We start from the raw sequence: 23,107 nt of genomic DNA, 5'->3' as shown, positions 1-23,107 counted from the left end.
GAGAGACGTTCCATGAGCAGCACGTTCCGCAACTACATCGACGGTGCGTTCGCCGACGCCTCGGACGGCCGCACACTCGATGTGGTGGACCCCACCACCGGTGACGTCTACGCGACCTCCCCGCTCTCGGGGGCGGCGGACGTCGACGCGGCGATGGCGGCCGCGGCCGCGGCGTTCCCCGTCTGGCGCGACACCACACCGTCCGTGCGCCAGCGCACACTGCTGAAGATCGCCGACGCGATGGAGGCACGGGCCGACGAACTGGTCGCCGCGGAGAGCCGCGACACCGGCAAGCCGCTCCACCTCACCCGCGGCGAGGAACTCGCCCCCGCCATCGACCAGGTCCGCTTCTTCGCCGGCGCGGCGAGGATGCTCGAGGGCCGCTCGGCCGGCGAGTACATGGAGGGGATGACGTCCATCATCCGCCGCGAGCCGGTCGGTGTGTGCGCACAGGTCGCGCCGTGGAACTACCCCCTGCTGATGGCGGTGTGGAAGTTCGCTCCGGCGCTCGCGGCGGGCAACGCGGTGGTCCTCAAGCCCTCCGACACCACCCCGGCTTCCACGGTGCTGATCGCCGAGATCATCGGCGGTGTCCTGGAGGAGCTGGCGCTGCCCCGCGGCATCTTCAACGTGGTCTGCGGCGACCGTGAGACCGGCCGCCTGATGGTGGAGCACCCGACCCCGGCGATGGCCTCCATCACCGGTTCGGTACGCGCCGGCATCCAGGTCGCCCAGAGCGCGGCCAAGGACGTCAAGCGGGTCCACCTGGAGCTCGGCGGCAAGGCCCCGGCGGTGGTCTTCGAGGACGCCGACCTGGCGAAGGCGGTCGAGGACCTGGTGGTGGGCGGCTTCTTCAACGCCGGTCAGGACTGCACGGCCGCGACCCGCGTCCTGGTCCACGAGTCGGTCCACGAGGAGTTCGTCGCCGCGCTCGCCAAGGCCGCGGCCGACACGAGGACCGGGCAGCCGGACGACGAGGACGTGCTGTACGGACCGCTCAACAACGCGGGTCAGCTCGCCCAGGTCAGCGGCTTCATCGAGCGCCTCCCCGAGCACGCCAAGGTCGAGGCGGGCGGCCACCGGGTCGGCGACAAGGGCTACTTCTACGCCCCGACCGTGGTCTCCGGCCTCCGCCAGGACGACGAGATCATCCAGAACGAGGTCTTCGGCCCGGTCATGACCGTCCAGTCCTTCACGGACGAGGCCCAGGCCGTGCAGTACGCCAACGGCGTCGACTACGCACTGGCCTCCTCGGTGTGGACCAAGGACCACGCCCGGGCGATGCGGATGTCGAAGAACCTGGACTTCGGCTGCGTGTGGATCAACACCCACATGGCCCTCGTCGCCGAGATGCCGCACGGCGGGTTCAAGAAGTCCGGCTACGGCAAGGACCTCTCCGCGTATGGCTTCGAGGACTACACCCGGATCAAGCACGTCATGACGTCGCTCTGACACCATGGCGTGCGTCGCCGCCTCTTCGTGGCGAGTTTCCGCGTCGATGCGTAACGTGACGCACCATGAAGATCCTCATCAGCGCCGACATGGAAGGCGCCACCGGGGTGACCTGGCCCGCCGACGTGCTGCCCGGGACACCGCAGTGGGAGCGGTGCCGTGCGATGTTCACCTCGGACGTCAACGCCGCCGTCCTCGGCTTCTTCGACGGCGGCGCCGACGAGGTGCTGATCAACGAGGCCCACTGGACCATGCGGAATCTGCTGCTCGAACAGCTGGACGGGAGAGCGGAGATGCTCACCGGGCGGCACAAGTCGCTGTCCATGGTGGAGGGCGTGCAGCACGGTGACGTGGACGGGATCGCCTTCGTCGGTTACCACGCGGGCGCCGGCATGGAGGGCGTCCTCGCCCACACCTATCTCGCGAACTCCATCACCGGCGTGTGGGTGAACGACGTACGCGCCAGTGAGGGGCTCCTCAACTCCCATGTGGTCGCCGAGTACGGCGTGCCCGTCGTGCTCGTCACCGGGGACGACCTGGCCTGCGAGGACGCGCTCGGCTACGCGCCCGGGGCACTGAAGGTCGCCGTCAAGGACCATGTGTCCCGGTACGCGGCCGTGTGCCGTACGCCCTCCAGGACCGCCGCCGACATCCGCGCCGCGGCCAAGGAGGCAGCGTCCCTGGCGGTCCGTCAGGAACCGTTCGTGGGCGGCCCGTTCACCGTGATGCTGGAGTTCGACGCCGAGCACCTGTCGATGGCGGCGACCGTGGTGCCGGGCGTCGAGCGTGTCGGGGAGCGGCAGGTGGCGTACACCAGCGGCACCATGTACGAGGGAATCCGCACGTTCAAGGCGGTCACGACGATCGTGTCGGCCGCGGTGGAGGAGCAGTATGGCTGACGCGCAGGCGCTGGACGAGGTAGTCCGGTTCACCTCCGACCTCATCCGCATCGACACCACCAACCGGGGCGGCGGGGACTGCCAGGAGCGCCCGGCCGCCGAGTACGCCGCCGCCCTGCTGGCCGAGGCGGGCCTGGAGCCCACCCTCCTCGAGCGCACCAAGGGACGTACGAACGTCGTCGCCCGCCTCGAAGGCACCGACCCCTCGGCCGACGCGCTGCTCGTGCACGGTCACCTGGACGTCGTGCCCGCGCAGGCCGAGGACTGGAGCGTGCACCCGTTCTCCGGGGAGGTCCGCGACGGGGTCGTCTGGGGGCGCGGCGCCATCGACATGAAGAACATGGACGCGATGATCCTGGCGGTCGTGCGGGCCTGGGCGCGTACGGGCGTACGGCCCCGGCGTGACCTCGTGATCGCGTTCACCGCCGACGAGGAGGCGAGCGCCGTCGACGGCTCGGGTTTCCTCGCCGACCATCACCCGGGGCTCTTCGAGGGATGCACCGAAGGCGTCAGCGAGTCCGGGGCGTTCACCTTCCACGACGGCAGCGGGCGCGAGCTGTACCCGATCGCGGCGGGCGAGCGCGGCACCGGCTGGCTCAAGCTCACCGCGCGCGGCCGGGCGGGGCACGGCTCCAAGGTGAACCGGAGCAACGCGGTGACGCGGCTGGCCGAGGCGGTCGCGCGGATCGGCGCGCACGAGTGGCCGCTGCGGCTCACTCCGACCGTGCGCGCGGCGCTCACCGAACTCGCCGCCGTGTACGGCGTCGACGCCGACTTCGAGGACGTCGACGGCCTGCTGGCCAAGCTCGGTCCCGCCGCCACGCTCGTCGAGTCGACCGTGCGCAACAGCGCCAACCCGACCATGCTCAGCGCCGGTTACAAGATCAACGTGATTCCGGGGGAGGCCGTCGCGCACGTCGACGGCCGGTATCTGTACGGACACGAGGACGAGTTCCGCGCCACCCTCGACCGGCTCACCGGACCGGACGTGGAGTGGGAGTTCGAGCACCGCGAGGTGGCCCTGCAGGCGCCGCTGGAGTCGGCGACGTACGCGAGGATGCGCGCCGCCGTCGAGGAGTTCGCGCCCGAGGGACATGTGGTGCCGTACTGCATGTCGGGCGGCACGGACGCCAAGCAGTTCTCGCGCCTCGGCATCACCGGCTACGGATTCACGCCGCTGAAGCTCCCGGAGGGTCTCGACTACCAGGCCCTCTTCCACGGCGTCGACGAGCGCGTCCCGGTCGAGGCGCTCCACTTCGGCGTCCGCGTCCTGGACCGTTTCCTGCGCACGGCCTAGACGTGTAGGGATGCGGGGATAGTGGGGGACATGGTGCAGACCTTGGCGTACGGATCGTGGCCCTCACCCATCGACGCTACCCTCGCCGCCGCGCACGACGGGCACCCCGACTCCGTCGGCTTCGTCGGCGACGAGTCGTGGTGGACGGAACCCCGGCCCACGGAGGGCGGGCGGCGCACCCTCGTACGGCGGAAGGCCGACGGTACGGAGGAGTCGGTGCTGCCCGCCCCGTGGAACGTGCGCAGCCGGGTCATCGAGTACGGCGGGCAGGCATGGGCCGGGGAGATGCGCCCCGAAGGGCCGCTGGTGGTGTTTGTAGATTTCGCCGACCAGCGGCTGTATCTGTACGAAGCAGGCCGTGAACCACGCCCGTTGACTCCGGTCTCGCTCGTCGGCGGCGGACTGCGCTGGGTGGACCCGCAGTTGCGGGTGGAGCGGGGCGAAGTGTGGTGCGTACTCGAGGAGTTCACCGGGGACGGGCCGACCGACGTACGGCGGGTCCTCGCCGCGGTGCCACTGGACGGTTCGGCGGCGCAGGACCGGGACGCCGTACGTGAACTCACCGACGCACGCCACCGGTTCGTCACCGGGCCCCGCCTCTCGCCCGACGGCGGACGCGCGGCCTGGCTCGCCTGGGACCATCCGCGGATGCCGTGGGACGGCACGGAACTGATTGTCGCCGAGGTGGCCGACGACGGGACGCTTCTGGAGGCCCGCACGGTGGCCGGCGGCCCCGACGAGTCGATCGCCCAGGCCGAGTGGGGCATCGACGGCGCCCTGCTGTACGCCAGTGATCGCACCGGCTGGTGGAACCTGTACCGCGACGGGGTGCCCGTGTGCCCCCGCGAGGAGGAGTTCGGCGGGCCGCTGTGGAAGATCGGCCAACGCTGGTTCGCACCGCTGGAGGACGGGCTGATCGCCGTCGTGCACGGGCGGGGCGCCACCGCGCTCGGCATCCTGGACCCGGAGACCGGCGAGGTCGTCGACGCGGCGGGCCCCTGGACCGAGTTCGCCCCCACGCTCGCCGCGCACGGCAGCCGCATCCTGGGCATCGGGGCCAGCCCCCGCAGCGCGTACGAGGTCGTCGAACTGGACGCCCGCACCGGCCGCGCCCGGATCACCGGCGCCGCGCACGACGACCCGGTGGACCCCTCGTACTACCCGGAGCCCCAGATCCGCACCTTCACCGGCCCCGCCGGACGCGAGATCCACGCACACATCTATCCGCCGCACCACCCCGGCCACATGGCACCCGACGACGAACTGCCGCCGTACGTCGTCCGGGCGCACGGCGGCCCCACCAGCCGGGCCCCGCTCGTGCTCGACCTGGAGATCGCCTACTTCACCTCTCGGGGCATCGGCGTCGCCGAGGTCAACTACGGAGGATCGACGGGGCACGGGCGGGAGTACCGCAACCGGCTGCGGGAACAGTGGGGCGTCGTCGACGTCGAGGACTGCACGGCCGTCGCGCTCTCGCTGGCGGACGAGGGCACCGCGGACCGGCGGCGGCTCGCCATCCGCGGAGGCAGCGCGGGCGGCTGGACGACGGCCGCGTCCCTGACGAGCACCGACGTGTACGCCTGCGGCACGATCCTCTACCCGATCCTCGACCTCGCCGCCTGGGCCTCGGGAGAGACCCACGACTTCGAGTCGCAGTACCTGGAGACCCTGATCGGGCCGCTCACCGAGGTGCCGGCCCGGTACGCGCAGCGGTCGCCCACCCTGCATGCCGACCGCATCGGCGCACCCTTCCTGCTGCTCCAGGGCCTCGACGACGTCATCTGTCCGCCCGCGCAGTGCGAGCGGTTCCTCGCCAGGCTCGAGGCGGAGGGACGACGCGTTCCGCACGCCTACATCGCCTTCGAGGGAGAGGGGCACGGCTTCCGGCGGGCCGAGACGACGGTGCGGGTCCTGGAGGCCGAACTCTCCCTGTACGCACAGGTCTTCGGGCTGAATCCGCCCGGTGTCCCGACATTGGAACTCGCCAAATGAAGCCTGCCGTCCACACCACGGAGTCCGCCCAGTGAAGCCACTGACCCGCCCCGCGCGTCTCGTTCCCGGTTCCCGCGTCGCCGTCGTCGCGCCCAGCGGGCCCGTACCCGAGGAACGGCTGCGGACCGGCCTCGACATCCTGCGCGGCTGGGACCTCGACCCCTTCGTGGCACCCCATGTCCTGGACCGGCACGCGGAGTTCGACTATCTCGCGGGCACGGACGCCGACCGGGCCGCCGACTTCCAGGCCGCCTGGTGCGACCCGGATGTGGACGCGGTGCTGTGCGCCCGCGGCGGATACGGTGTGCAGCGCATGGTCGACCTCCTCGACTGGGACGCGATACGGGCCGCCGGACCCAAGGTGTTCCTCGGCTACAGCGACATCACGGCGCTGCACGAGGCGTTCGCGACCCGCGTGGGCCTGGTGACCCTGCACGGGCCGATGGCGGCCTCTGCCGACTTCCTCAAGAACGCGAAGGCGCAGGAGCATCTGCGGGCGACGCTCTTTGAGCCGGAGACCGTGCGGACCATCGCCTCGTCCAGCCGTCGCGGCGCTCTCGTACCGGGGCGGGCCGGCGGAGTGCTGCTCGGCGGGTGCCTCTGCCTGCTCGCCGCGGAACTGGGCACGCCGTACGCCCGGACCTCCGCGCGGGGCGGGCTGCTCTGCCTGGAGGACGTGGGTGAGGAGACGTACCGGCTCGACCGGTATCTCACCCAACTCCTGCGCGCAGGATGGTTCGACGGGGTCGCCGGGATCCTGCTCGGCTCCTGGGCGGACTGCGGCCCCTCCGCGGAGGTGCGGGCGCTGCTGGCCGACCGGCTCGGCGGGCTCGGGGTGCCGATCCTCGAGGAGTTCGGGTTCGGCCACGGAGCGGGCGCGCTGACGATGCCCCTCGGAGTCAGGGCCGAACTCGACGCCGACGCCGGGACGTTGACCTTGGAGGAGCCCGCTCTCGCCTAGCGCCGCAGCACGCCGAACATCCGTCGAGAAACACCCGGCGCGGTGGTTGACCACGGCTGACACGCGTCACAACATGATTACTGGTCGGTAAGTACCGCCCGACGCAGTCGGGTTGTCCTCAGCGTGGAGGTCTTTGTGTCCCGTCGTTCCCGTGTGCCCAGATCTCGTGCATCGCTGGCTCTGGTCGTGGGCGCCGCGCTCACGGTGCCACTCACGATCACCGCGCCCGCCGCCTCGGCCACCGGTCAGTACACCGTCACCGCCCTGAAGTTCACCGTCCAGGCCGGTGGCAGCACCTGCACGATCGACGCCGACGTCTACCGGCCCGCAGGTGTGGACCGCCGTCACACCGCCCCCGCCGTGCTCGCCACCAACGGCTTCGGCGGAAGCAAGTCGGACGGCTCGACGGACGCCATCGGCAAGGCGTTCGCCGCCCGTGGATACGTCGGACTCGTCTACTCGGGGCTCGGCTTCGGCCGGTCCGGCTGCCTGATCTCCCTCGACGACCCACGCGTGGACGGAATGGCCGCCTCCCGCCTCGTCGACTTCCTGGCCGGCACGCGCGCCGCCGACGACGGAACGAAGGCCGACTATGTCACCCGCGACGGCAAGGGCGACCCGCGCGTCGGCATGATCGGCGGCTCCTACGGGGGTGCCGTCCAGATGGCCACCGCCGCCGTGGACCACCGCGTCGACGCACTCGTCCCGATGATCACCTGGAACGACCTGTCGTACGCCCTCGACCCGAACAACGCCGCCGGCGCCCGTTCCGTGCCCGGAGCCTTCAAGTGGCAGTGGACCAACGGCTTCTACCTGATCGGCGAGAGCCTGCCGCTGACCCTGGCGAACCTGGACCCCTCCCGCATCAACTCCGGCACCTGCCTGCACTTCGCGAGCGACGCCTGCGCGACCATCCGGACGCTGAACTCGGGGAGCTACCCGGCCGCCAAGACCGGCCCCCTGCTCAGCTACTCCCGCAGCGTGTCGCCCGTCTCCTACCTCAGCAAGGTGAAGGCGCCGACCCTCCTGGTCCAGGGACAGGCCGACACCCTCTTCAACCTCAACGAGGCGACCGCGACGTACAAGACCCTCAAGGCGCAGGGCACCACGACGAAGATGATCTGGCAGTCGTGGGGGCACAGCGGCGGGCTCACCGACCCGTCGACCGGTGAACTCAACCTGAGCCAGGGCAACTTGGAGACGAGTTACGTCGGCAGGCGGATCCTCGCCTGGTTCGACCGCTACCTCCAGCACCGCAAGGGCGTCGACACCGGACCCTCCTTCGCGTACTACCGCGACTGGATCACCGACCCGAACAGCACCTACGACACGGCCTCGCGGGTACCCGCACTCAGCGAGAAGCTCTACCTCTCCGGGGACGGCAAGCTCGTCGACAACCGCAAGAAGGTCGTGCGCGGCAGCCGCGAGTACACCAACGCACCGGGGCCCACCAGCCACTCCGAGAGCTCACTCGCCGGCTGGGTCGGGGTGCCCGATCCGGCGCCGTACGACACGGAGGGCACCTACCTCGGCTGGACGAGCGAGCCCCTGACCCGCTCGATCGATGTCGTCGGTGCGCCCAAGGCCACACTGAAGGTGGTCTCGCCGAAGACCGAGGCGGTGCAGAACTCCGGCGACGCCGCCGACAAGCTGGTCCTCTTTGCCAAGCTGTACGACGTGGCGCCCGACGGCACCAAGACGCTGGTGCACCGACTGGTGGCACCGGTACGGGTACCGGACGTGACGAAGAGCTTCACCGTCTCGCTGCCGGGGATCGTCCATCGGTACGAGGCCGGGCACCGGCTCCAGTTCGTCGTCGCGGCCAGCGATGACGCGTACTTCGGGAACAAGGGGATCAAGCCGGTGACCATCACCAGCGGGCCGCGGAACACCGGGGTGCTGGAGCTGCCGGTCGTCAGGCGCTGAGCCCCTGGAGTCTCAGGCAGTCACCCGGAGGAACCTCCCGCCGCGCGTGCTGTCGCCTCGCGGCTCATGCTGAGCGCATGAGCCCGAAGACCTCCGAAAGCGCCGGTGCGGGTGGCGGGAAGAGCCGCGGCGGGCTGCTGACGCCCACCAGGGTCAGCGTGGTCGCGCTGGCCCTGCTCGCTCTGATCTTCATCTTCGAGAACACCCGGAGCACCAAGATCAGGCTGCTGATCCCGGAAGTCACCATGCCCCTGTGGATGGCGCTCCTTGGCACCGCGGTGATCGGCGCGCTGTGCGGGGCGTACTTCATGAAGCGCCGAAGGTGAGCGCCGGATACCCCGATACACCGTCGCGTAGTGTTGCCGGATGCCTGAAAACGCCCCCGAGTATCTCGCCGCAGGACCCCGCGTGGGCATACGGCACTTCACGTACGCGGACGGCACGGAGTTCACCGCCCGGACCCGGGAGAGCAAGGATCTGCACCAGCCGTGGCTGTTTCCGCCCGGCAGCGCCGACGCCTACGCCGCGTACGCGGGGCGGCTCATCCAGGATCCGACGAAGGCCGGGTTCCTGGTGTGCGAACGGGACGGCGGAGCAATCGCCGGGTTCATCAACATCAACAACATCGTCGAGGGCGGCTTTCTGAGCGGGGCGCTGGGGTACGGCGCCTTCGCGCACGCGGCCGGGCGGGGGCTGATGGGTGAGGGGCTCGGACTCGTGGTCCGGTACGCCTTCGGAAAGATGGGGCTGCACCGGCTCGAGATCAATGTGCAGCCCGGCAACGCCGCCTCGATCGCGCTCGCCCGGCGGTGCGGATTCCGGCTCGAGGGGTTCTCGCCGGACTTCATCTACATGGACGGGGCCTGGCGCGACCACGAGCGGTGGGCGATCACCGCGGAGATGACCCGGTCCCGCTGACGCCGCTCGGCCGCGTCGGCGAGTATGTGGCCCATGCGTAACATCGTCGTCCTGGACGCCCCCTCCAACCTCGGCTTGCGGCCGCCCGCGCCCGGTACTGTTCCCGGCTGCTACAAGCTCGCCGGCGCCCTGCGCGAGCAGCGGATCGTACGGCGGCTCGGGGCGCTGGAGGGCGGGGTCGTCGTACCGCCGCGCTACGACCGGGGGGACTGGCAGGAGGGCGACGGGGTCTTCAACGCGGCCGCCATCGCCTCGTACACCCGCAGGCTCGCCGACCGGATCGAGAACCACGTCCGTGCCGGGGACCTGCCGGTCGTGCTCGGCGGGGACTGCTCCATCCAGCTCGGTGCCTCGCTCGCGCTGCGGCGCATCGGGCGGTTCGGGCTGGCCGCCGTCGACGGCTCGGCCGACTTCCGGCATCCCGGGAACTCGGAGCGGATCGGGGCTGCGGGCGGTGAGGAACTCGCGCTCGCGACCGGGCGCGGGCAGGAGGACCTCACGAACCTCGAAGGCCTGAGGCCCTACCTTCGGGACGAGGACGTACGGCTCTTCGGTATCCGGGACTACGACACCGAGCGGGATGAGCTTGCCGCGCTGAAGATCCCTGTGGTGACTGTGGGGGAGTTGCGGGAGTGGGGTGCGGACGCGGTTGCGCGGGCTGCCTTGCAGACGCTGGAGCATCCGCACCTTGCCGGTTTCTGGGTGCACCTCGATGCCGACTGTCTCGATCCGTCCGTGATGCCCGCCGTCGACAGTCCCGATCCCGACGGGCTGCTCCCGGCCGAACTCCTCGCGCTGCTGCGTCCGTTGCTACGGTCTCCGCGTTGCGCCGGGCTCAACGTCACCATCTACGATCCCGATCTGGATCCGGAGGGGGTGGCGGGGGCGGTGCTGGCGGATGTTGTGGTGGGGGCGGTGGTCGGGGCCTGAGGTTTTTCGCCCCCTCCGCCCCTTCCCGTCCCGTGCTTCCGGGCTACGCCCGGTTTCAGCCCCTCCGGCGTTTGAGGAGCGGGGGTTTGGGGGCGGAGCCCCCAAGTGACGGGAATGGGTAGGGGCGGAGGGGGCGAAAGAACTCCCTGCTACTCCCCGGCGCGGCGGTCCACGTACTCGTACACCGCACCGTCGGGATGCATCGCGATGAGGTTGCGTCCCACCGGGGTCGCAACCGGGCCCGCGAGGATGCGGGCGCCCGAGTCGCTGAGCACGCGGTGGGCTTCCTCGACGTCCTTGACGGCGATGGTGGCGGTGACCTTGCGGAGGACGTCCAGTTCGGCCGCGGGCCCGCTCATGAGGAGGAAGCAGCCGACCGCGGCGACCGAGACACCGCCGCGGTCGAACCGCAGGGCCTGCCCACCCGCGAGTCTCTCGTAGAACGGGACCGAAGCCTCCAGGTCGTCGACGCAGATACGCAGCGTGGCTCCCAGAATCTCCATACCCACGAGCCTAGTTGTCGAGCAGTGGCCCGAGGTCCTGAATACGGACCTCGGGCCACACGGAACGGGGCTACCACCGATACCAGCGACCCCGGGATCCGGCGGCGCTCGTTCCGCGGACCAGGAAGCCCAGCAGCCATACGGCGAGAACGATCAGAGCGATCCACCAGAGAATCTTCACCGCGAATCCGGCGCCGAAAAGAATCAGGGCCAGAAGCAGTACCAGCAGGATGGGAACCATAGTTTTCGACCTCCTGCATTCCCGGGTTTCCCGAAGCAGGCGGATCAGACGTCCTTTCGGCAGAGGATCTCTCCGTGCAGTACGGAGAACCAGCCGTCCTCCTGCCGTGCCCACTCCCGCCAGGCGTCCGACACGGCCCGCAACTGCTCGGCGTTCGCGTGACCGCCCTCCGTGGCGCGGTCCGCGTACGCCGAGGCCAGCGTGCGGTCCGCCCACAGGCCGCCCCACCAGTCCCGCTCGTCCTCGGTGGCGAAGGTCCAGGTGCTCGACGTGGCCGTGATGTCCCGGATGCCGGCCGCCAGTGCCCAGGACTTGAGACGCCGCCCGGCGGCCGGCTCGCCCCCGTTGGCGCGGGCGACGCGCACGTACAGGTCCTGCCAGTCGGTCATGCCCGGCACCTCGGGATACCAGGTCATCGCTTCGTAGTCCCCGTCGCGGACGGCGATGTACCCGCCAGGCTTGGTCACCCGGTACATCTCGCGCAGCGCCTGGACCGGGTCGCCCACGTGCTGGAGCACCTGGTGGGCGTGGACCACGCAGAACGTGTCGTCCGGATAGTCCAGCGCGTGCACGTCCGCGACCGCGAACTCGACGTTGTCCAGGCCGCGTTCGGCGGCGGTGGCGCGGGCCTGGTCCAGGATTCCCGGCGCGTGGTCGACGGCGGTGACATGGCCGTCGGGAACCAGCTCCGCCAGGTCGGCGGTGATGGTGCCCGGGCCGCAGCCGATGTCCAGGATCTTCATGTGGGGCTTCAGCGAGTCGAGGAGGTACGCCGCCGAGTTGGCGGCGGTGCGCCAGACGTGCGAGCGCAGCACGGACTCGTGGTGGCCGTGGGTGTAGACGGCGGTCTCCTGGGACTTCGACATGACCGTTCCCCTTCTCGTCCTCATCGACTTCTCGTCGGGTACGCATTCACCGTACGCGTTCATGTCGAATGGTGAGACCTGCGTCTTGGGATATGGACAGCCGGTCAGGGGTGCGGGCGGTACACGGTCAGTGCCTCGGGGATCTTCTGGAGCGTCACCTCGCCCTCCACCTCCGTGACTTCACCGTCGTACGCGAGGAGGGTGCCGGGCGCGACACCGTCCACTCGCAGACGGCGCACCCGTACGGCCGCGTGGGCGGGGGAACGGGTGAGCGGGCCCGCGAGGGCCGCGGCCAGCAGGCGGGCGGCGGGGCGGCGGCCACCGTGCACGACCCGTACGTCGAGGCGTCCGTCCGCGAGGTCGTAGCGGCGGGCGGGGGCGAGACCCATGCGGTGATAGGTGCCGTTGCCGGCGAACAGCAGCCACAACGGGTGGGTGCGGCCGCCGAGTTCGGCCTGCAGGGGATGGCCGTCCGTGCGCAGGACGCGCAGGACGCCGAGCACCCCGGCCGGCCATTCGCCGATGCGCCGGGACCATCGCTCCCGTTCCCGCACCAGCTCCGGGTAGACCCCCAGGCTGCAGGTGTTGAGGAAGATGCCCTCCGTGCCGCCCGACGAGAACCGGCCCACGTCCACGCGTATGGCGTTGCCCTCCTGGAGGGCGCGGATCAGATCGCGCGGGCCCTCCACGCCCAGGTCGTGGGCGAAGTGGTTCAGGGTGCCGCCCGGCAGGACGGCGAGGGGGAGGCCGTGGCGCAGGGCGACCCGGGCGGCGGTGTTCACGGTGCCGTCGCCGCCGCACACGCCGAGCACCCGGGCGCGGATCGCGGCCTTCTCCAACTCGGCCTCGATGTCGGCCGGTTCGCACTCCACGGTCTCCGCAAGCGGCAGGGCGTCGCGCAGGGCGTCCATCTGGCCCGGAGTGCCCGCGCCGGTGTTGGCCACCATCACGAGGCCCTCCCCCTCGGACAGCGCGGGCGCGTCCGCGCCGGGCCGGTCGGGCCGGGGAACCTGGTCGCGGGTCGGAACCAGGGCCCGTACGGCGTACGCGGCGCCCACACCCAGGGCCGCGCCCGCGAGGACATCGCTCGGGAAGTGGACGCCCGTGTACACGCGGGACACGACGACCGCGGTGGCGAGCGGGGCCACGGCGGCGCCCCAGCCTCGGGACTCCAGCGCCACGCCCGTCGCGAAGGCCGCGGCCGAGGCGGCGTGGCCCGACGGGAACGACGTGGTGATCGGCTGGCGCCTGAGCTGCCGGATCAGCGGTACGGGGTCCAGGGCGGGGCGGGGGCGTCGTACCGAGCGCTTGCCGACGGTGTTGATCGTGACCGAGGCGAGGGTCAGCGAGGCGAGGCCTCGGGCGGCGGCGGTGCGGGCCCTCGGGGTGCGGGTCGCCGCGATCGCCGTGGCTGCGGCGAACCACAGGACGCCGTGGTTCGCGCTGTGGGTGAGCCGTGGCAGGAGGCGGTCGGCGCCCGGCCAGTGGCGGGTCGCCACGGCCTCGAAGAGGCGGGAGTCGGCGCTCAGGAGCCGGTCCCGGAGGATGCGGGGGCCCGGGGGGCGGAGAGTGAGGTCCACGTCTGGGATCGGGGTCATGGGGGTGCGTGTACCCAGGGCCGGGTTTTTCGCCCCCTCCGCCCCTACCCGTCCCTTGTTCCTGGGGCTCCGCCCCAGACCCCGCTCCTCAAACGCCGGAGGGGCTGAATCTTTCCCCGGCCGGCGCTGAAATCTTTCGCCCCGGCCGGAGAGCCTTTCAGTTCCGGCCGGGGGAGATCTTTCAGCCTGTCCGGCGTTTGAGGACGAGCGCGTCAGCGCGATGCGGGGGTCTGGGGGCGGCAGCCCCCAGGTACGGGACGGGCAGGGGCGGAGGGGGCGAAGAAACGCGTTTGCCCAGTACGGCCCGTCCCCGGAGAATGCACCCCCATGGGACACCTCGAAGCCGCACATCTTGAGTACTACCTTCCCGACGGGAGGGCGCTGCTCGGCGATGTGTCGTTTCGGGTGGGGGAAGGGGCCGTCGTCGCCCTGGTCGGGCCCAACGGGGCCGGGAAGACGACGCTGCTGCGGCTGATCTCGGGGGAGCTGAAGGCGCACGGGGGGACCGTCACCGTAGGGGGCGGCCTGGGAGTGATGCGCCAGTTCGTGGGATCCGTACGGGACGAGACGACCGTACGGGAACTGCTCGTGTCCGTGGCACCGCACCGGATCCAGCAGGCCGCGAAGGCCGTGGACGCGGCCGAGCACGCGATGATGACCGTCGACGACGAGGCCGCGCAGCTCGGGTACGCGCAGGCGCTGTCCGACTGGGCCGAGGTGCGCGGATACGAGTCGGAGACCCTCTGGGACATGTGCACCGTGGCCGCGCTCGGCATCCCGTACGAGAAGGCGCAGTGGCGCCAGGTGCGAACGCTCTCCGGCGGTGAGCAGAAGCGGCTCGTGCTCGAAGCCCTGCTGCGCGGCACCGACGAGGTGCTGCTCCTGGACGAGCCGGACAACTATCTCGACGTACCCGGAAAGCGCTGGCTGGAGGAGCGGCTCAAGGAGACCCGCAAGACCGTCCTGTTCGTCTCCCACGACCGGGAGCTGCTGGCCCGCGCCGCCGAGAAGATCGTCAGCGTCGAGCCCAGCCCCGCAGGAGCGGACGCCTGGGTGCACGGCGGCGGTTTCGCGACGTACCACGAGGCGCGGCGGGAGCGGTTCGCCCGGTTCGAGGAGCTGCGCAGGCGCTGGGACGAGAAGCACGCCCAGTTGAAGAAGCTGGTACTGAATCTGCGTCAGGCGGCTTCCATCAGCCATGAGCTGGCGTCCCGCTACCAGGCCGCGCAGACCAGGCTGCGGAAGTTCGAGGAGGCCGGGCCGCCTCCGGAGCCGCCGCGCGAGCAGGACATCAAGATGCGGCTGCACGGCGGGCGTACCGGCGTACGGGCCGTCACCTGCAAGGGACTTGAGCTGACCGGCCTGATGAACCCCTTCGACCTTGAGGTCTTCTACGGCGAACGGGTCGCAGTCCTCGGCTCCAACGGCTCGGGGAAGTCGCACTTCCTGCGGCTGCTCGCCGGCGACACCGTCGCGCACACGGGGGAGTGGAAGCTCGGCGCCCGCGTCGTGGCGGGCCACTTCGCGCAGACGCACGCCCACCCGGAGCTCGAGGGCCGGGCGCTGCTCGACATCCTGTGGAGCGAGCACGCCCAGGACCGCGGCGCCGCCATGTCCCGACTGCGCCGCTACGAGCTGACCGCGCAGGCCGAGCAGCGTTTCGAGAAGCTCTCCGGCGGCCAGCAGGCCCGTTTCCAGATCCTCCTGCTCGAGCTGGCGGGCTCCACGGCCCTGCTCCTCGACGAGCCGACCGACAACCTCGACCTGGACTCCGCGGAGGCTCTCCAGGAGGGCCTGGAGGCGTACGAGGGGACGGTCCTCGCGGTCACCCACGACCGCTGGTTCGCGCGCTCCTTCGACCGGTACCTGGTCTTCGGCTCCGACGGCCGGGTGCGCGAGACCCAGGAGCCGGTCTGGGACGAGCGGCGCGTGGAGCGGGCCCGGTAGCGCCTGGAATCAGGGGTCGGGTCCGGAGGACCGGGGCCCCGGATGTTCGTAGAGTGGAGGGAGACGGCGGGATCCACGGCTCCCTCCCGGACGCCGCTCGGGGCAAGCTCGCCGGGCGGGTCTCCGGACCGCGCCGAAGGCCACGACGAGCGGGGTACCACCATGACCGGAGTCGACCCGGACCGGCTGGACGACCAGCAGCTGATGAAAGAGCTGGAGACGATCCACCGCACGCGCCACGACACGCTGCTGCACGGTTCGAACGACGCGCTGCGGACCCACAACGACCGCATGGCGCGACTGGAGGGCGAGTACCTGCGCCGCCACCCGCGCCGCCCGATCACCGCGGGCCGGACGCGTGAGGGAGCCCGCGAGCGGGGCCCTGCCGGGGAGTGACCCGAGCCTGTTGCCGAAGGCCGAACAGGTCAGCCCTCAGGGGTGGTCGGGGGCCCTTGCCACCGGTCGTGCGCGTACATCGGTGCGCTCCGCGGGCCCGGGTCCGCCGCCACCGCGAGGTCCCCGAGGCTGACCATCCCCACCGGCCTGCCGTCCTCGACGACCGGGAGCCGGTGTACCGCGTGGTCGCGCATCAGCTTCGCCGCGGCCGACACGGCCTCCTCCGGGCCGATCACCACCGGATCGCGGGTGCACACGGCCTCGGCGCTCACGGTCAGCGGATCGGCACCGTCGGCGACGGCACGCAGCGCGATGTCACGGTCGGTGAGGACCCCGATCACCCGGTGGTGGCCGACCACCAGGACCCCGCCGGTGCCCTGGGCGCGCATCAGCTGCGCGGCCTCCACGAGCGAGGCGTCCGGGCGGACCGCGACGACGCCCGGAGTCATGACTTCCCTGACGAAATCTGACATGGCTGCTTGGCCTGCCTTCCTGCGTTCTCCGGCTGCGGGGGTGCGGGTACGCCGGTGTGACGAGGCCCGGGGTACCCGTGAGCCGGGCGCCCATGCTTTGCCTTCGGCTTCCTTGCCGGGCTCTTGAGTGTTTGTTCCGCATACGCCGGGGCAGGCGCAGTATCAGTGCTTCGGACAGGAGGCACGTCCGTGGGAGCGGTGTGTCACGCGCCCCGGGTGTGCCTGTCCGGCGTACGGATGCACTCCCACGGTGACTGTCCAACCCAGGGCACCTGTAAGGGAGTTGCGACGCATCATGCGAACTCGAGCGAGCGCGAAGCGCCATCCGTACGACGACGCCCCCGACACCGCGGGGTCATTCCGCAGGCTCGCCACGCTTCCCCCCGGCCGAGAGCGCGACACACTCCGCGAGGAGATCGTCGAAGCCTGGCTGCCGATGGCCGAACGGATCGCGGGACGGTTCCGCAACCGTGGCGAGAGCTTCGACGACCTGCGCCAGGTCGCGGCACTCGGCCTGGTCAAGGCCGTTCACCGCTACGACCCCGAGCTCGGCAACGCCTTCGAGAGCTACGCCGTGCCGACCATCACCGGTGAGATCAAGCGGCACTTCCGCGATCACATGTGGACCCTGCACGTACCGCGCCGCGTCCAGGATCTGCGCAACCGCGTGCGGTCCGCGAACCAGGATCTGGCGGGAACCATCACGGGCCGCAGGCCCACCGTCGCCGAGGTCGCCGAGCACGCCCGGATGAGCGAGGAGGACGTCCGGACCGGCATGGAGGCCCTGGAGAGCTTCACCGCGCTCTCCCTCGACGCCGAGTTCCCGGGCAGCGAGGACGGCTACTCGCTCAGCGACTCCCTCGGCTCGGCCGACCCGGCACTGGACACCGTCATCGACCGCGAGGCCGTCAAGCCCCGGCTGCGCGCCCTGCCCGAGCGTGAACGCGCCATCCTCTACATGCGGTTCTTCGGCGACATGACCCAGAGCAGCATCGCCGAGGAGCTCGGCATCTCACAGATGCACGTCTCCCGGCTGATCAGCCGCTGCTGCGACCGACTGCGCGACCAGGTCATGCGCGACGCGGCCTAACAGATGCGGCCCAGTGAGCAGGGGCGCTAGTTCAACCGCGCCATCGCCAGGGCGATATGACGGGACATCATGTCCATCGCCTGCGCCTCGGCCATCGAGAACGCCAGCCGGCCGCCGCTCCTGAACAGTGTGAGGACCCCCCGCACGGGTCCGGACGCGGTGGTCAGGGGCACGCAGAGCAGCGACGTCACATTGGCGCGTACGAGGAAGGGGTCGCCCGAGGTGTCCCGGCCGAAGACGTCCGGGTCCTCGGGACGCACCTGCAGGGCCGTGGAACCGCCGCGTGCCGCCTCGACGACGAGGGGGCACGCGGCGGGATCCTGCGCGGCCAGAGCCGCGACCACCTCGGCGTACGCCGATGGCCGCCGGCCTTCCGACGGTCCCTGGATGTCCGACGGTCCGGGGGTGTCCGACAGCCCCGGGGCGCCCGGCGGTCCCGTGGTGTCCGACGGTCCCAGGACGGTCGTACGGGACAGGCGCGCGGCCCCGGTGTCCACCACCACCCAGTCCGCGAACCGCTCGTGAAGCACCTCGGCCGCCCGTTCGGGAACCGCGGACCGGCCCTCGCCCGGGGCGCTCAGCAGCGTCGTGGTCATGGCGTCCACCAGGTCCATCAGCACCGTGTGCCGGGTGGTCTCGGTGAGGTTCGGCGCCGGGCCCGGAGTGTTCGCGCCCGACGGCACCCGGGAATCCGCGGGCTGCAGTACGACGAGGACGGCGGACCGCGGTTCGCCGCTCGGCCGCAGCGCGGTGAGGGTCGCGCGTACGGGCGCCGAGGGCTGCTGCTGGAGGTGCACGGTGAGACTCCGGTCGCCGTCGCCGCGTGCCACCGCCGCCGCCTGGGAGCGGAACGCGGCACGGTCGGCGTGCGCGAGGAACCCGGTCAGCGGCCGGCCCGTCGCATAGCCGGCCCGGACACCGGTGAAGGAAGCCGCCGCGAAGTTCAGCCTGCGCACCACCGTCTCGCGGTCCACCAGCGCGACCGGCACCGGCACCCGCTGGAAAAGTGCCTTGAGAAGCTGCTGCTCCTGGCGGTCGGTCGAGGCGATGCCGGACGGACCGTCGGAGGACAGCCGCTGGAACCTCGGCCACAACTGGTCGGCCACATGGTCCAGTTCGAAGATGGCCGCGTCGAGCACCGTCGGAAGCTCGTCGGCGGGCACGGACCGTGCCGACTTCAACTCCGCGACACGGCGCACGAAATCCGCGAGTTCTTCACCGAATTCGTCCGTCTCCGCCATGCGATGAACGTAACCCGAACCTGAGGTTCCGGGTGCGGCGGGGGGTGGAACCCACAGAACCAGTTTTCCACGCAGGCGAGCGGGAAGGCGACGAGAAGACGAAGGAGTGAACCATGCCGGAATCCGAGCAACTCGGCCATCTGGGAACGGAATCACCCGAGTCCGCGCACCCCGGCAGGAGGCTGTCGGAACTCGTCGAGCAGGCCGCCCGCTGCACCACCGACTGCTGCGGCGCCAGCAGCATGATGGCCGAAGGCGGCCCGGAACGGCCCGCCGCGGTCACCCACCCCGACCTCGCCGGACTCGTCTCGGTGCAGCTGCGCTCCGGCGACGGACCGATCCCGGCCGCACTGGAACGCGGTGCGCCCGTCGACTCGGCGGACCTGCTCAGCGACGAGCGCTGGCCGGAGTACCGCGCCATGGCCCTCGACGCGGGCGTGCGCTCCAGCGTCACCATCCCCTTCCGGCGCTCCGGGCTGACCGTGACCCTCAGCCTCTACAGCTTCCGCCCCGGCGCCCTGGAGGACGCCCCGCACGGCCCCGCCCGCGCGCTCGGCGACCTCGCCGCGAGCTGCCTGGTCCGCGACCGCTCCTACCGGGCCGCGCTCACCGAGGTCGACCAGCTGGGTGCCGCACTGCGCTCCCGGCCCATCGTCGACCAGGCCTGCGGCATCGTCATGCATGTACTGGGCTGCGACGCGGACACCGCCTTCGGGGTGCTGCGCCGGATCTCCCAGGGCACCAACCGCAAACTGTCCGAGGTCGCGGCGGCCGTCGTGGACAAGCGCGGCCGCGGCCTGGAGACGGAACTGGTCTCGCTCCACAACTGACGGCCCCGCACCGTCACCCACCCGGCGGTGCGGGTAGCGCGAATGGTGCCCGGCGGCGGGCGCCCGGCGCCCCGGCGGGCTGTGATGGGCTCCGGGGGCACGACGGCCGTGCCCCCTTCCGCGCCCCGCCGAAGGAGCCAAGACCATGCGCCGTACCGCCCGTGTCCTGTCCGCCACCGCCCTGGCCGGCATCGCCCTCGGGGCCGCCGCCTCGGCCGCGTCCGCGGATCCGGCCGCGGAGGTCACCCCGGGCTCCGTCGAGCCCGGCGGCACCGTCACCATCTCCGTCACCTGCGACGCGATCGGCGGAGCCCCGCCCGACTTCATCGACGCCATCTCGCAGGGCTTCGAGGAGGGCAAGGTCCAGCTGCGCCGGGTCGCGGGCAACGACGGGGGCCCGGGCAGCGACGGGGGCCCGGGCAGCGACGGGGGCGCGGGCAACGACGGAAGCGTGGCGGCGGCGGCCGCGTACAGCGGTACGGCCCGTATCCCGCCCGGCGAGAACCCCGACTCGGGCGGCGCCGCAGTGGGCCCCGGCTCGGGCGGCTCCGACGCAGGCCCCGACGGCGGCGCCGCCGTGGGCCCCGAGAACGAGTGGGGCGTCGACGGCGTGTGCCCCGTGGCACCCGGCGGCCGCGAGAAACAGTGGACCGCCAAGTACACCGTGGCCCGTGGCACCGCCACCGCCCGCGGCACCGTGGAGCGCCCCGCCCCGGTCCAGCGCGGCGTCCGAGCCGGCGAGGGCGGCGCCTTCACCGACTCCCTCCCGGCCCTGATCGCCGGCGGCGCCCTGATCACCGGCGCGCTGGGCGCGGCCGTGTACCGCCTGCGGAACAAGGACGCGTCGGCGGACAGCTGACGCCGCGACGGAGGCAACCGCCCGTGGGGTGACAAGACCCCGGGTACAGAGGGACAGGGGCTCGAGCGGGACTGGACGAGATCGAGCGGAGCTGGACGAGTTGTGAGACAGGAGCAGAGGAAGCTGTACGCAGACGGAGACCCCGGAACCGGGGATGGCACCGGCGGCTCGGGCTGAGCGTTACGGGCGACGGGGTCACCGGCCCTGGAGCCGAAGGCCGGGACCGGTCACCGGGCCACCTGCCCCGAGCACGGCACTGCACCACGGACTGCGCGGAGGCACCAATGCGGCGGACGGATCCGGAAGGGCATGGGCCCGTCCGCTACGGGCCGCCGCTTCCCGATCAGGGGCTGCCGGTGCTGCCGGAGCTGCGCGCCGTGCTCGCCGCCGCCGCGGACCGGGCCCACGCCGAGCCCTCGGGCGGCGGACCGGAGATCCTGAACGCGGCCTGCGACTACTGGTCCCGGCGCGGACTGACCACCGCACCCGACCGGGTGGCCGCCGCCCCAGGCGCCCCCGCGCTGCTCCTCGCGCTGACCGGCGCGCTCGGCGGCGACGTCCTGGTGCCGCGCCCGTGCGCCGCGTGGTGGGCGCCGCAGGCACGCCTGCTGGGAAGATCCGTGTTCCATGTGGCGACGCCCGCGGAGTGCGGCGGCGTACCGGATCCGTACGCCCTCCTGGAGACCGTGCGCAGAGTGCGCGCCGAAGGCGGCGACCCGCGGCTGCTCGTCCTCTCCGTCGCCGACGATCCCACCGCCACCGTCGCGCCCCCCGAAGTGGTCCACGAGACCGTCGAGGCCGCGGTGAGCGAGGGACTGCACATCGTCAGCGACGAGACCTGGCGCGACACCCTGCACCAGCCGCACGACACCGTGCTGCTCAGCCCCGCCGAGATGCTCCCCGGCGAGGTCACCGTCCTCACGGACCTCGCCGGCCCCTTCCTGCCGCAGGGCTGGCCCGCCGCCGTCGCCCGCTTCACCGACAACGACTCCGGTGTCCGGCTGCGCTCCCGTGTCCTCGACGTGCTCACCGTGCTCGGCGCCCGGGTCGCCGAACCGGTCGCCGCGGCGGCCGCGTACGCGCTCGGCGAGGGCGACGGGATCACCGGGCGGCTCGCGGCCTCCGTACGCCTCCACGCGCGCGTGGCCACCGCCGTGCACCACGCGGTGGTCGGCTCGGGCGCCCTCGCGCGACCTCCGCGGGCCGGCAGACACCTGTACGTGGACCTCGGCCCGCTGCGCTCCGCACTCGGCGCGCACGGGGTCGGCGACGCACAGGACCTGGAGGACTTCCTCACCGCCCGGCTCGGCCTGCCCGCGCCGGGCGGCCACCGGTTCGGCGACGAACTCGCGGCGCTCCGGGTGCGGCTGGCCACCGGGCCGCTGCTCGGCCGGACGGATGAAGAGCGGGCGGAATGCCTCACGTCACCCTCGCCGTTGGAACTGCCGCATGTGCAACGCGCGTTGGCCCTGTTGGGGTCGGCCTTCGACGATCTCCGAGATGACGCTCAGCGATGGGAGCCTCCTCGATGACGCAGCAGTCCGAGTCGACCACGAGCACGAGCAGGTCCACCACCACGACCACACAGGACGCGGACGAACCGGCGTCCTCGTCGGCCCCGGCACCGACCGGGGCCCTGTCTCCGCTCCTCCCGCTCGCCGAGCCCCGTCCGCTCGGCGAGAAGCGTGTCTGGCCGCGGACCTTCGCGGACCGGCTGACGGCGCCGCTGCCGGGGCTGCGGGCCTTCGCGCGGTTCGCCCGCGAGGGCGCGCTGCGGCCGGGGCCCGACGGTCTCGCCGACATCCCGGCGCTGCCGTTCGAACCGGGGCCGCTGCCGCAGGCGGGCGTGCACACCGTCGCCGTCTCCTGGGCGGGGCACGCGAGTTGGGTGATCCGCGTCGGCGGGCTCACCGTCCTCACCGACCCGGTCTGGTCCCGCAAGATCCTCGGCACCCCGGCCCGGATCACACCCGTCGGCGTGGCCTGGAGCGCGCTGCCGCGCGTCGACGCGGTCGTCATCAGCCACAACCACTACGACCACCTGGACGCGCCGACCCTGCGCCGGCTCCCGCGCGACACACCGGTGTTCGTACCGGCGGGCCTCGCGCGCTGGTTCAGGCGCCGCCGGTTCACCCAGGTCACCGAGCTGGACTGGTGGGAAGCGGCCGAACTGGGCGGCGTCCGCTTCGACTTCGTGCCTGCCCATCACTGGTCCAAGCGCAGCCTCACCGACACCTGCCGCACCCTCTGGGGCGGCTGGGTCCTCACCGCCTCCGACGGACAGCGCGTGTACTTCGCGGGCGACACGGGGTACGGCCACTGGTTCGCCCAGATCGGGCTGCGCTACCCGGGCATCGACCTCGCGCTGCTTCCCATCGGTGCGTATGACCCCCGGTGGTGGCTGAGTGACGTCCACTGCGACCCGGACGAGGCCGTTCGAGCCGCCGTCGATCTGGGGGCCCGGCGGATGGCGCCCATGCACTGGGGCACCTTCGTTCTCTCCGCCGAGCCGGTTCTCGAACCGCTGACCCGGGTCCGGGCGGCCTGGGAGAAGGCGGGGTTGGATCGGGAGGACCTTTGGGATCTGCCGGTGGGGGGGTCCCGGGTTCTGGGGTGATTCCGGTTGTTGGGTGACTGCGGGCTGTTCTGGGTTGCTCGCGCAGTTCCCCGCGCCCCCATAGGGCTACG

Annotated in this window: 22 protein-coding genes; 16 read left to right on the top strand and 6 right to left on the bottom strand. The window is 71.7% G+C overall.

Annotation, left to right across the window (positions count from 1 at the left end; all coding sequences use genetic code 11):
- Nucleotides 1-12 precede the first annotated feature (12 nt).
- The 9 genes from OG246_RS37830 (at nt 13) to OG246_RS37790 (ending at nt 10,375) form a co-directional block, all read left to right on the top strand.
- Nucleotides 13-1,452 carry a gamma-aminobutyraldehyde dehydrogenase gene (locus OG246_RS37830; protein ID WP_266473472.1) on the top strand — a complete coding sequence of 480 codons (1,440 nt, stop codon included), beginning with the start codon at nt 13-15 and terminating at the stop codon, nt 1,450-1,452.
- A 65-nt stretch (nt 1,453-1,517) separates the two neighbouring features.
- Nucleotides 1,518-2,351: a M55 family metallopeptidase gene (locus OG246_RS37825; protein ID WP_266473471.1), complete on the top strand. Its 834-nt coding sequence runs from the start codon at nt 1,518-1,520 to the stop codon at nt 2,349-2,351.
- Entirely contained in the window at nt 2,344-3,648 is a 1,305-nt protein-coding gene (locus OG246_RS37820; RefSeq protein WP_266473470.1) for a M20/M25/M40 family metallo-hydrolase, read from the top strand. The genes OG246_RS37825 and OG246_RS37820 overlap by 8 nt, the downstream gene beginning before the upstream one ends.
- Before the next feature lie 30 nt (nt 3,649-3,678).
- Nucleotides 3,679-5,640, top strand: coding sequence for a prolyl oligopeptidase family serine peptidase (locus OG246_RS37815; protein ID WP_266473468.1), 1,962 nt, complete (start codon nt 3,679-3,681; stop codon nt 5,638-5,640).
- Nucleotides 5,641-5,671: 31 nt separating this feature from the next.
- Nucleotides 5,672-6,601, top strand: a complete 930-nt coding sequence (locus OG246_RS37810; RefSeq protein ID WP_266473467.1) for an LD-carboxypeptidase — start codon at nt 5,672-5,674, stop codon at nt 6,599-6,601.
- Between the two features lie 153 nt (nt 6,602-6,754).
- Nucleotides 6,755-8,527 carry a CocE/NonD family hydrolase gene (locus OG246_RS37805; protein WP_266473466.1) on the top strand — a complete coding sequence of 591 codons (1,773 nt, stop codon included), beginning with the start codon at nt 6,755-6,757 and terminating at the stop codon, nt 8,525-8,527.
- A gap of 77 nt (nt 8,528-8,604) precedes the next feature.
- Nucleotides 8,605-8,853: a DUF1049 domain-containing protein gene (locus tag OG246_RS37800; RefSeq protein ID WP_266473465.1), complete on the top strand. Its 249-nt coding sequence runs from the start codon at nt 8,605-8,607 to the stop codon at nt 8,851-8,853.
- A gap of 40 nt (nt 8,854-8,893) precedes the next feature.
- Nucleotides 8,894-9,445, top strand: coding sequence for a GNAT family N-acetyltransferase (locus OG246_RS37795; RefSeq protein WP_266473463.1), 552 nt, complete (start codon nt 8,894-8,896; stop codon nt 9,443-9,445).
- Between the two features lie 33 nt (nt 9,446-9,478).
- Nucleotides 9,479-10,375 carry an arginase family protein gene (locus OG246_RS37790; RefSeq protein ID WP_266473461.1) on the top strand — a complete coding sequence of 299 codons (897 nt, stop codon included), beginning with the start codon at nt 9,479-9,481 and terminating at the stop codon, nt 10,373-10,375.
- Between the two features lie 149 nt (nt 10,376-10,524).
- Here the strand turns inward: OG246_RS37790 and OG246_RS37785 are convergent, their stop codons facing one another.
- The 4 genes from OG246_RS37785 to OG246_RS37770 all read right to left on the bottom strand — a co-directional run bounded on the left by OG246_RS37785 (nt 10,525) and on the right by OG246_RS37770 (nt 13,583).
- Nucleotides 10,525-10,878, bottom strand: a complete 354-nt coding sequence (locus OG246_RS37785; protein WP_266473459.1) for a VOC family protein — start codon at nt 10,876-10,878, stop codon at nt 10,525-10,527.
- A 70-nt stretch (nt 10,879-10,948) separates the two neighbouring features.
- Nucleotides 10,949-11,119, bottom strand: a complete 171-nt coding sequence (locus OG246_RS37780) for a hydrophobic protein (protein WP_266473458.1) — start codon at nt 11,117-11,119, stop codon at nt 10,949-10,951.
- A 44-nt stretch (nt 11,120-11,163) separates the two neighbouring features.
- Complete coding sequence (locus tag OG246_RS37775; RefSeq protein ID WP_266473456.1) at nt 11,164-11,985, bottom strand: class I SAM-dependent methyltransferase; 822 nt, start codon at nt 11,983-11,985, stop codon at nt 11,164-11,166.
- A 104-nt stretch (nt 11,986-12,089) separates the two neighbouring features.
- Nucleotides 12,090-13,583, bottom strand: coding sequence for a bifunctional phosphatase PAP2/diacylglycerol kinase family protein (locus OG246_RS37770; protein WP_266473455.1), 1,494 nt, complete (start codon nt 13,581-13,583; stop codon nt 12,090-12,092).
- A gap of 327 nt (nt 13,584-13,910) precedes the next feature.
- On the opposite strand from OG246_RS37770, the gene OG246_RS37765 reads away from it, so the two are divergent.
- Both OG246_RS37765 and OG246_RS37760 read left to right on the top strand, forming a co-directional pair.
- Complete coding sequence (locus OG246_RS37765) at nt 13,911-15,530, top strand: ATP-binding cassette domain-containing protein (protein ID WP_266473452.1); 1,620 nt, start codon at nt 13,911-13,913, stop codon at nt 15,528-15,530.
- Nucleotides 15,531-15,692: 162 nt separating this feature from the next.
- Nucleotides 15,693-15,926: a DUF6158 family protein gene (locus OG246_RS37760; protein ID WP_266473450.1), complete on the top strand. Its 234-nt coding sequence runs from the start codon at nt 15,693-15,695 to the stop codon at nt 15,924-15,926.
- Between the two features lie 29 nt (nt 15,927-15,955).
- Here the strand turns inward: OG246_RS37760 and OG246_RS37755 are convergent, their stop codons facing one another.
- Entirely contained in the window at nt 15,956-16,399 is a 444-nt protein-coding gene (locus OG246_RS37755) for a CBS domain-containing protein (RefSeq protein WP_266473448.1), read from the bottom strand.
- A 295-nt stretch (nt 16,400-16,694) separates the two neighbouring features.
- Between OG246_RS37755 and OG246_RS37750 the strand changes: the two genes are divergently transcribed.
- The gene (locus tag OG246_RS37750) at nt 16,695-17,489 is read left to right on the top strand and encodes an RNA polymerase sigma factor SigF (protein WP_266473446.1); all 795 of its coding nucleotides are present in this window, start codon (nt 16,695-16,697) and stop codon (nt 17,487-17,489) included.
- 26 nt (nt 17,490-17,515) lie between these two features.
- On the opposite strand, the gene OG246_RS37745 is transcribed toward OG246_RS37750, so the two are convergent.
- The gene (locus OG246_RS37745) at nt 17,516-18,730 is read right to left on the bottom strand and encodes a PAS domain-containing protein (protein ID WP_266473443.1); all 1,215 of its coding nucleotides are present in this window, start codon (nt 18,728-18,730) and stop codon (nt 17,516-17,518) included.
- Nucleotides 18,731-18,843: 113 nt separating this feature from the next.
- Here OG246_RS37745 and OG246_RS37740 point away from each other — a divergent pair, with 113 nt between their 5' ends.
- The 4 genes from OG246_RS37740 to OG246_RS37725 all read left to right on the top strand — a co-directional run bounded on the left by OG246_RS37740 (nt 18,844) and on the right by OG246_RS37725 (nt 23,036).
- A complete protein-coding gene (locus tag OG246_RS37740; protein WP_266473441.1) occupies nt 18,844-19,560 on the top strand; it encodes an ANTAR domain-containing response regulator in 717 nt (238 codons plus the stop codon).
- 145 nt (nt 19,561-19,705) lie between these two features.
- A complete protein-coding gene (locus tag OG246_RS37735; RefSeq protein ID WP_266473440.1) occupies nt 19,706-20,419 on the top strand; it encodes a hypothetical protein in 714 nt (237 codons plus the stop codon).
- A gap of 284 nt (nt 20,420-20,703) precedes the next feature.
- Nucleotides 20,704-21,951: an aminotransferase class I/II-fold pyridoxal phosphate-dependent enzyme gene (locus OG246_RS37730; protein WP_266473438.1), complete on the top strand. Its 1,248-nt coding sequence runs from the start codon at nt 20,704-20,706 to the stop codon at nt 21,949-21,951.
- Nucleotides 21,948-23,036, top strand: a complete 1,089-nt coding sequence (locus OG246_RS37725; protein ID WP_266473436.1) for an MBL fold metallo-hydrolase — start codon at nt 21,948-21,950, stop codon at nt 23,034-23,036. Before OG246_RS37730 ends, OG246_RS37725 begins: the two co-directional genes overlap by 4 nt.
- Nucleotides 23,037-23,107 lie beyond the last annotated feature (71 nt).

The sequence above is a fragment of the Streptomyces sp. NBC_00620 genome, from assembly GCF_026341825.1.
Taxonomy (GTDB): Bacteria; Actinomycetota; Actinomycetes; order Streptomycetales; family Streptomycetaceae; genus Streptomyces.
The sequence above is the reverse complement of the archived record's forward strand: the minus strand, read 5'-3'. Positions and strand labels throughout refer to the sequence as shown.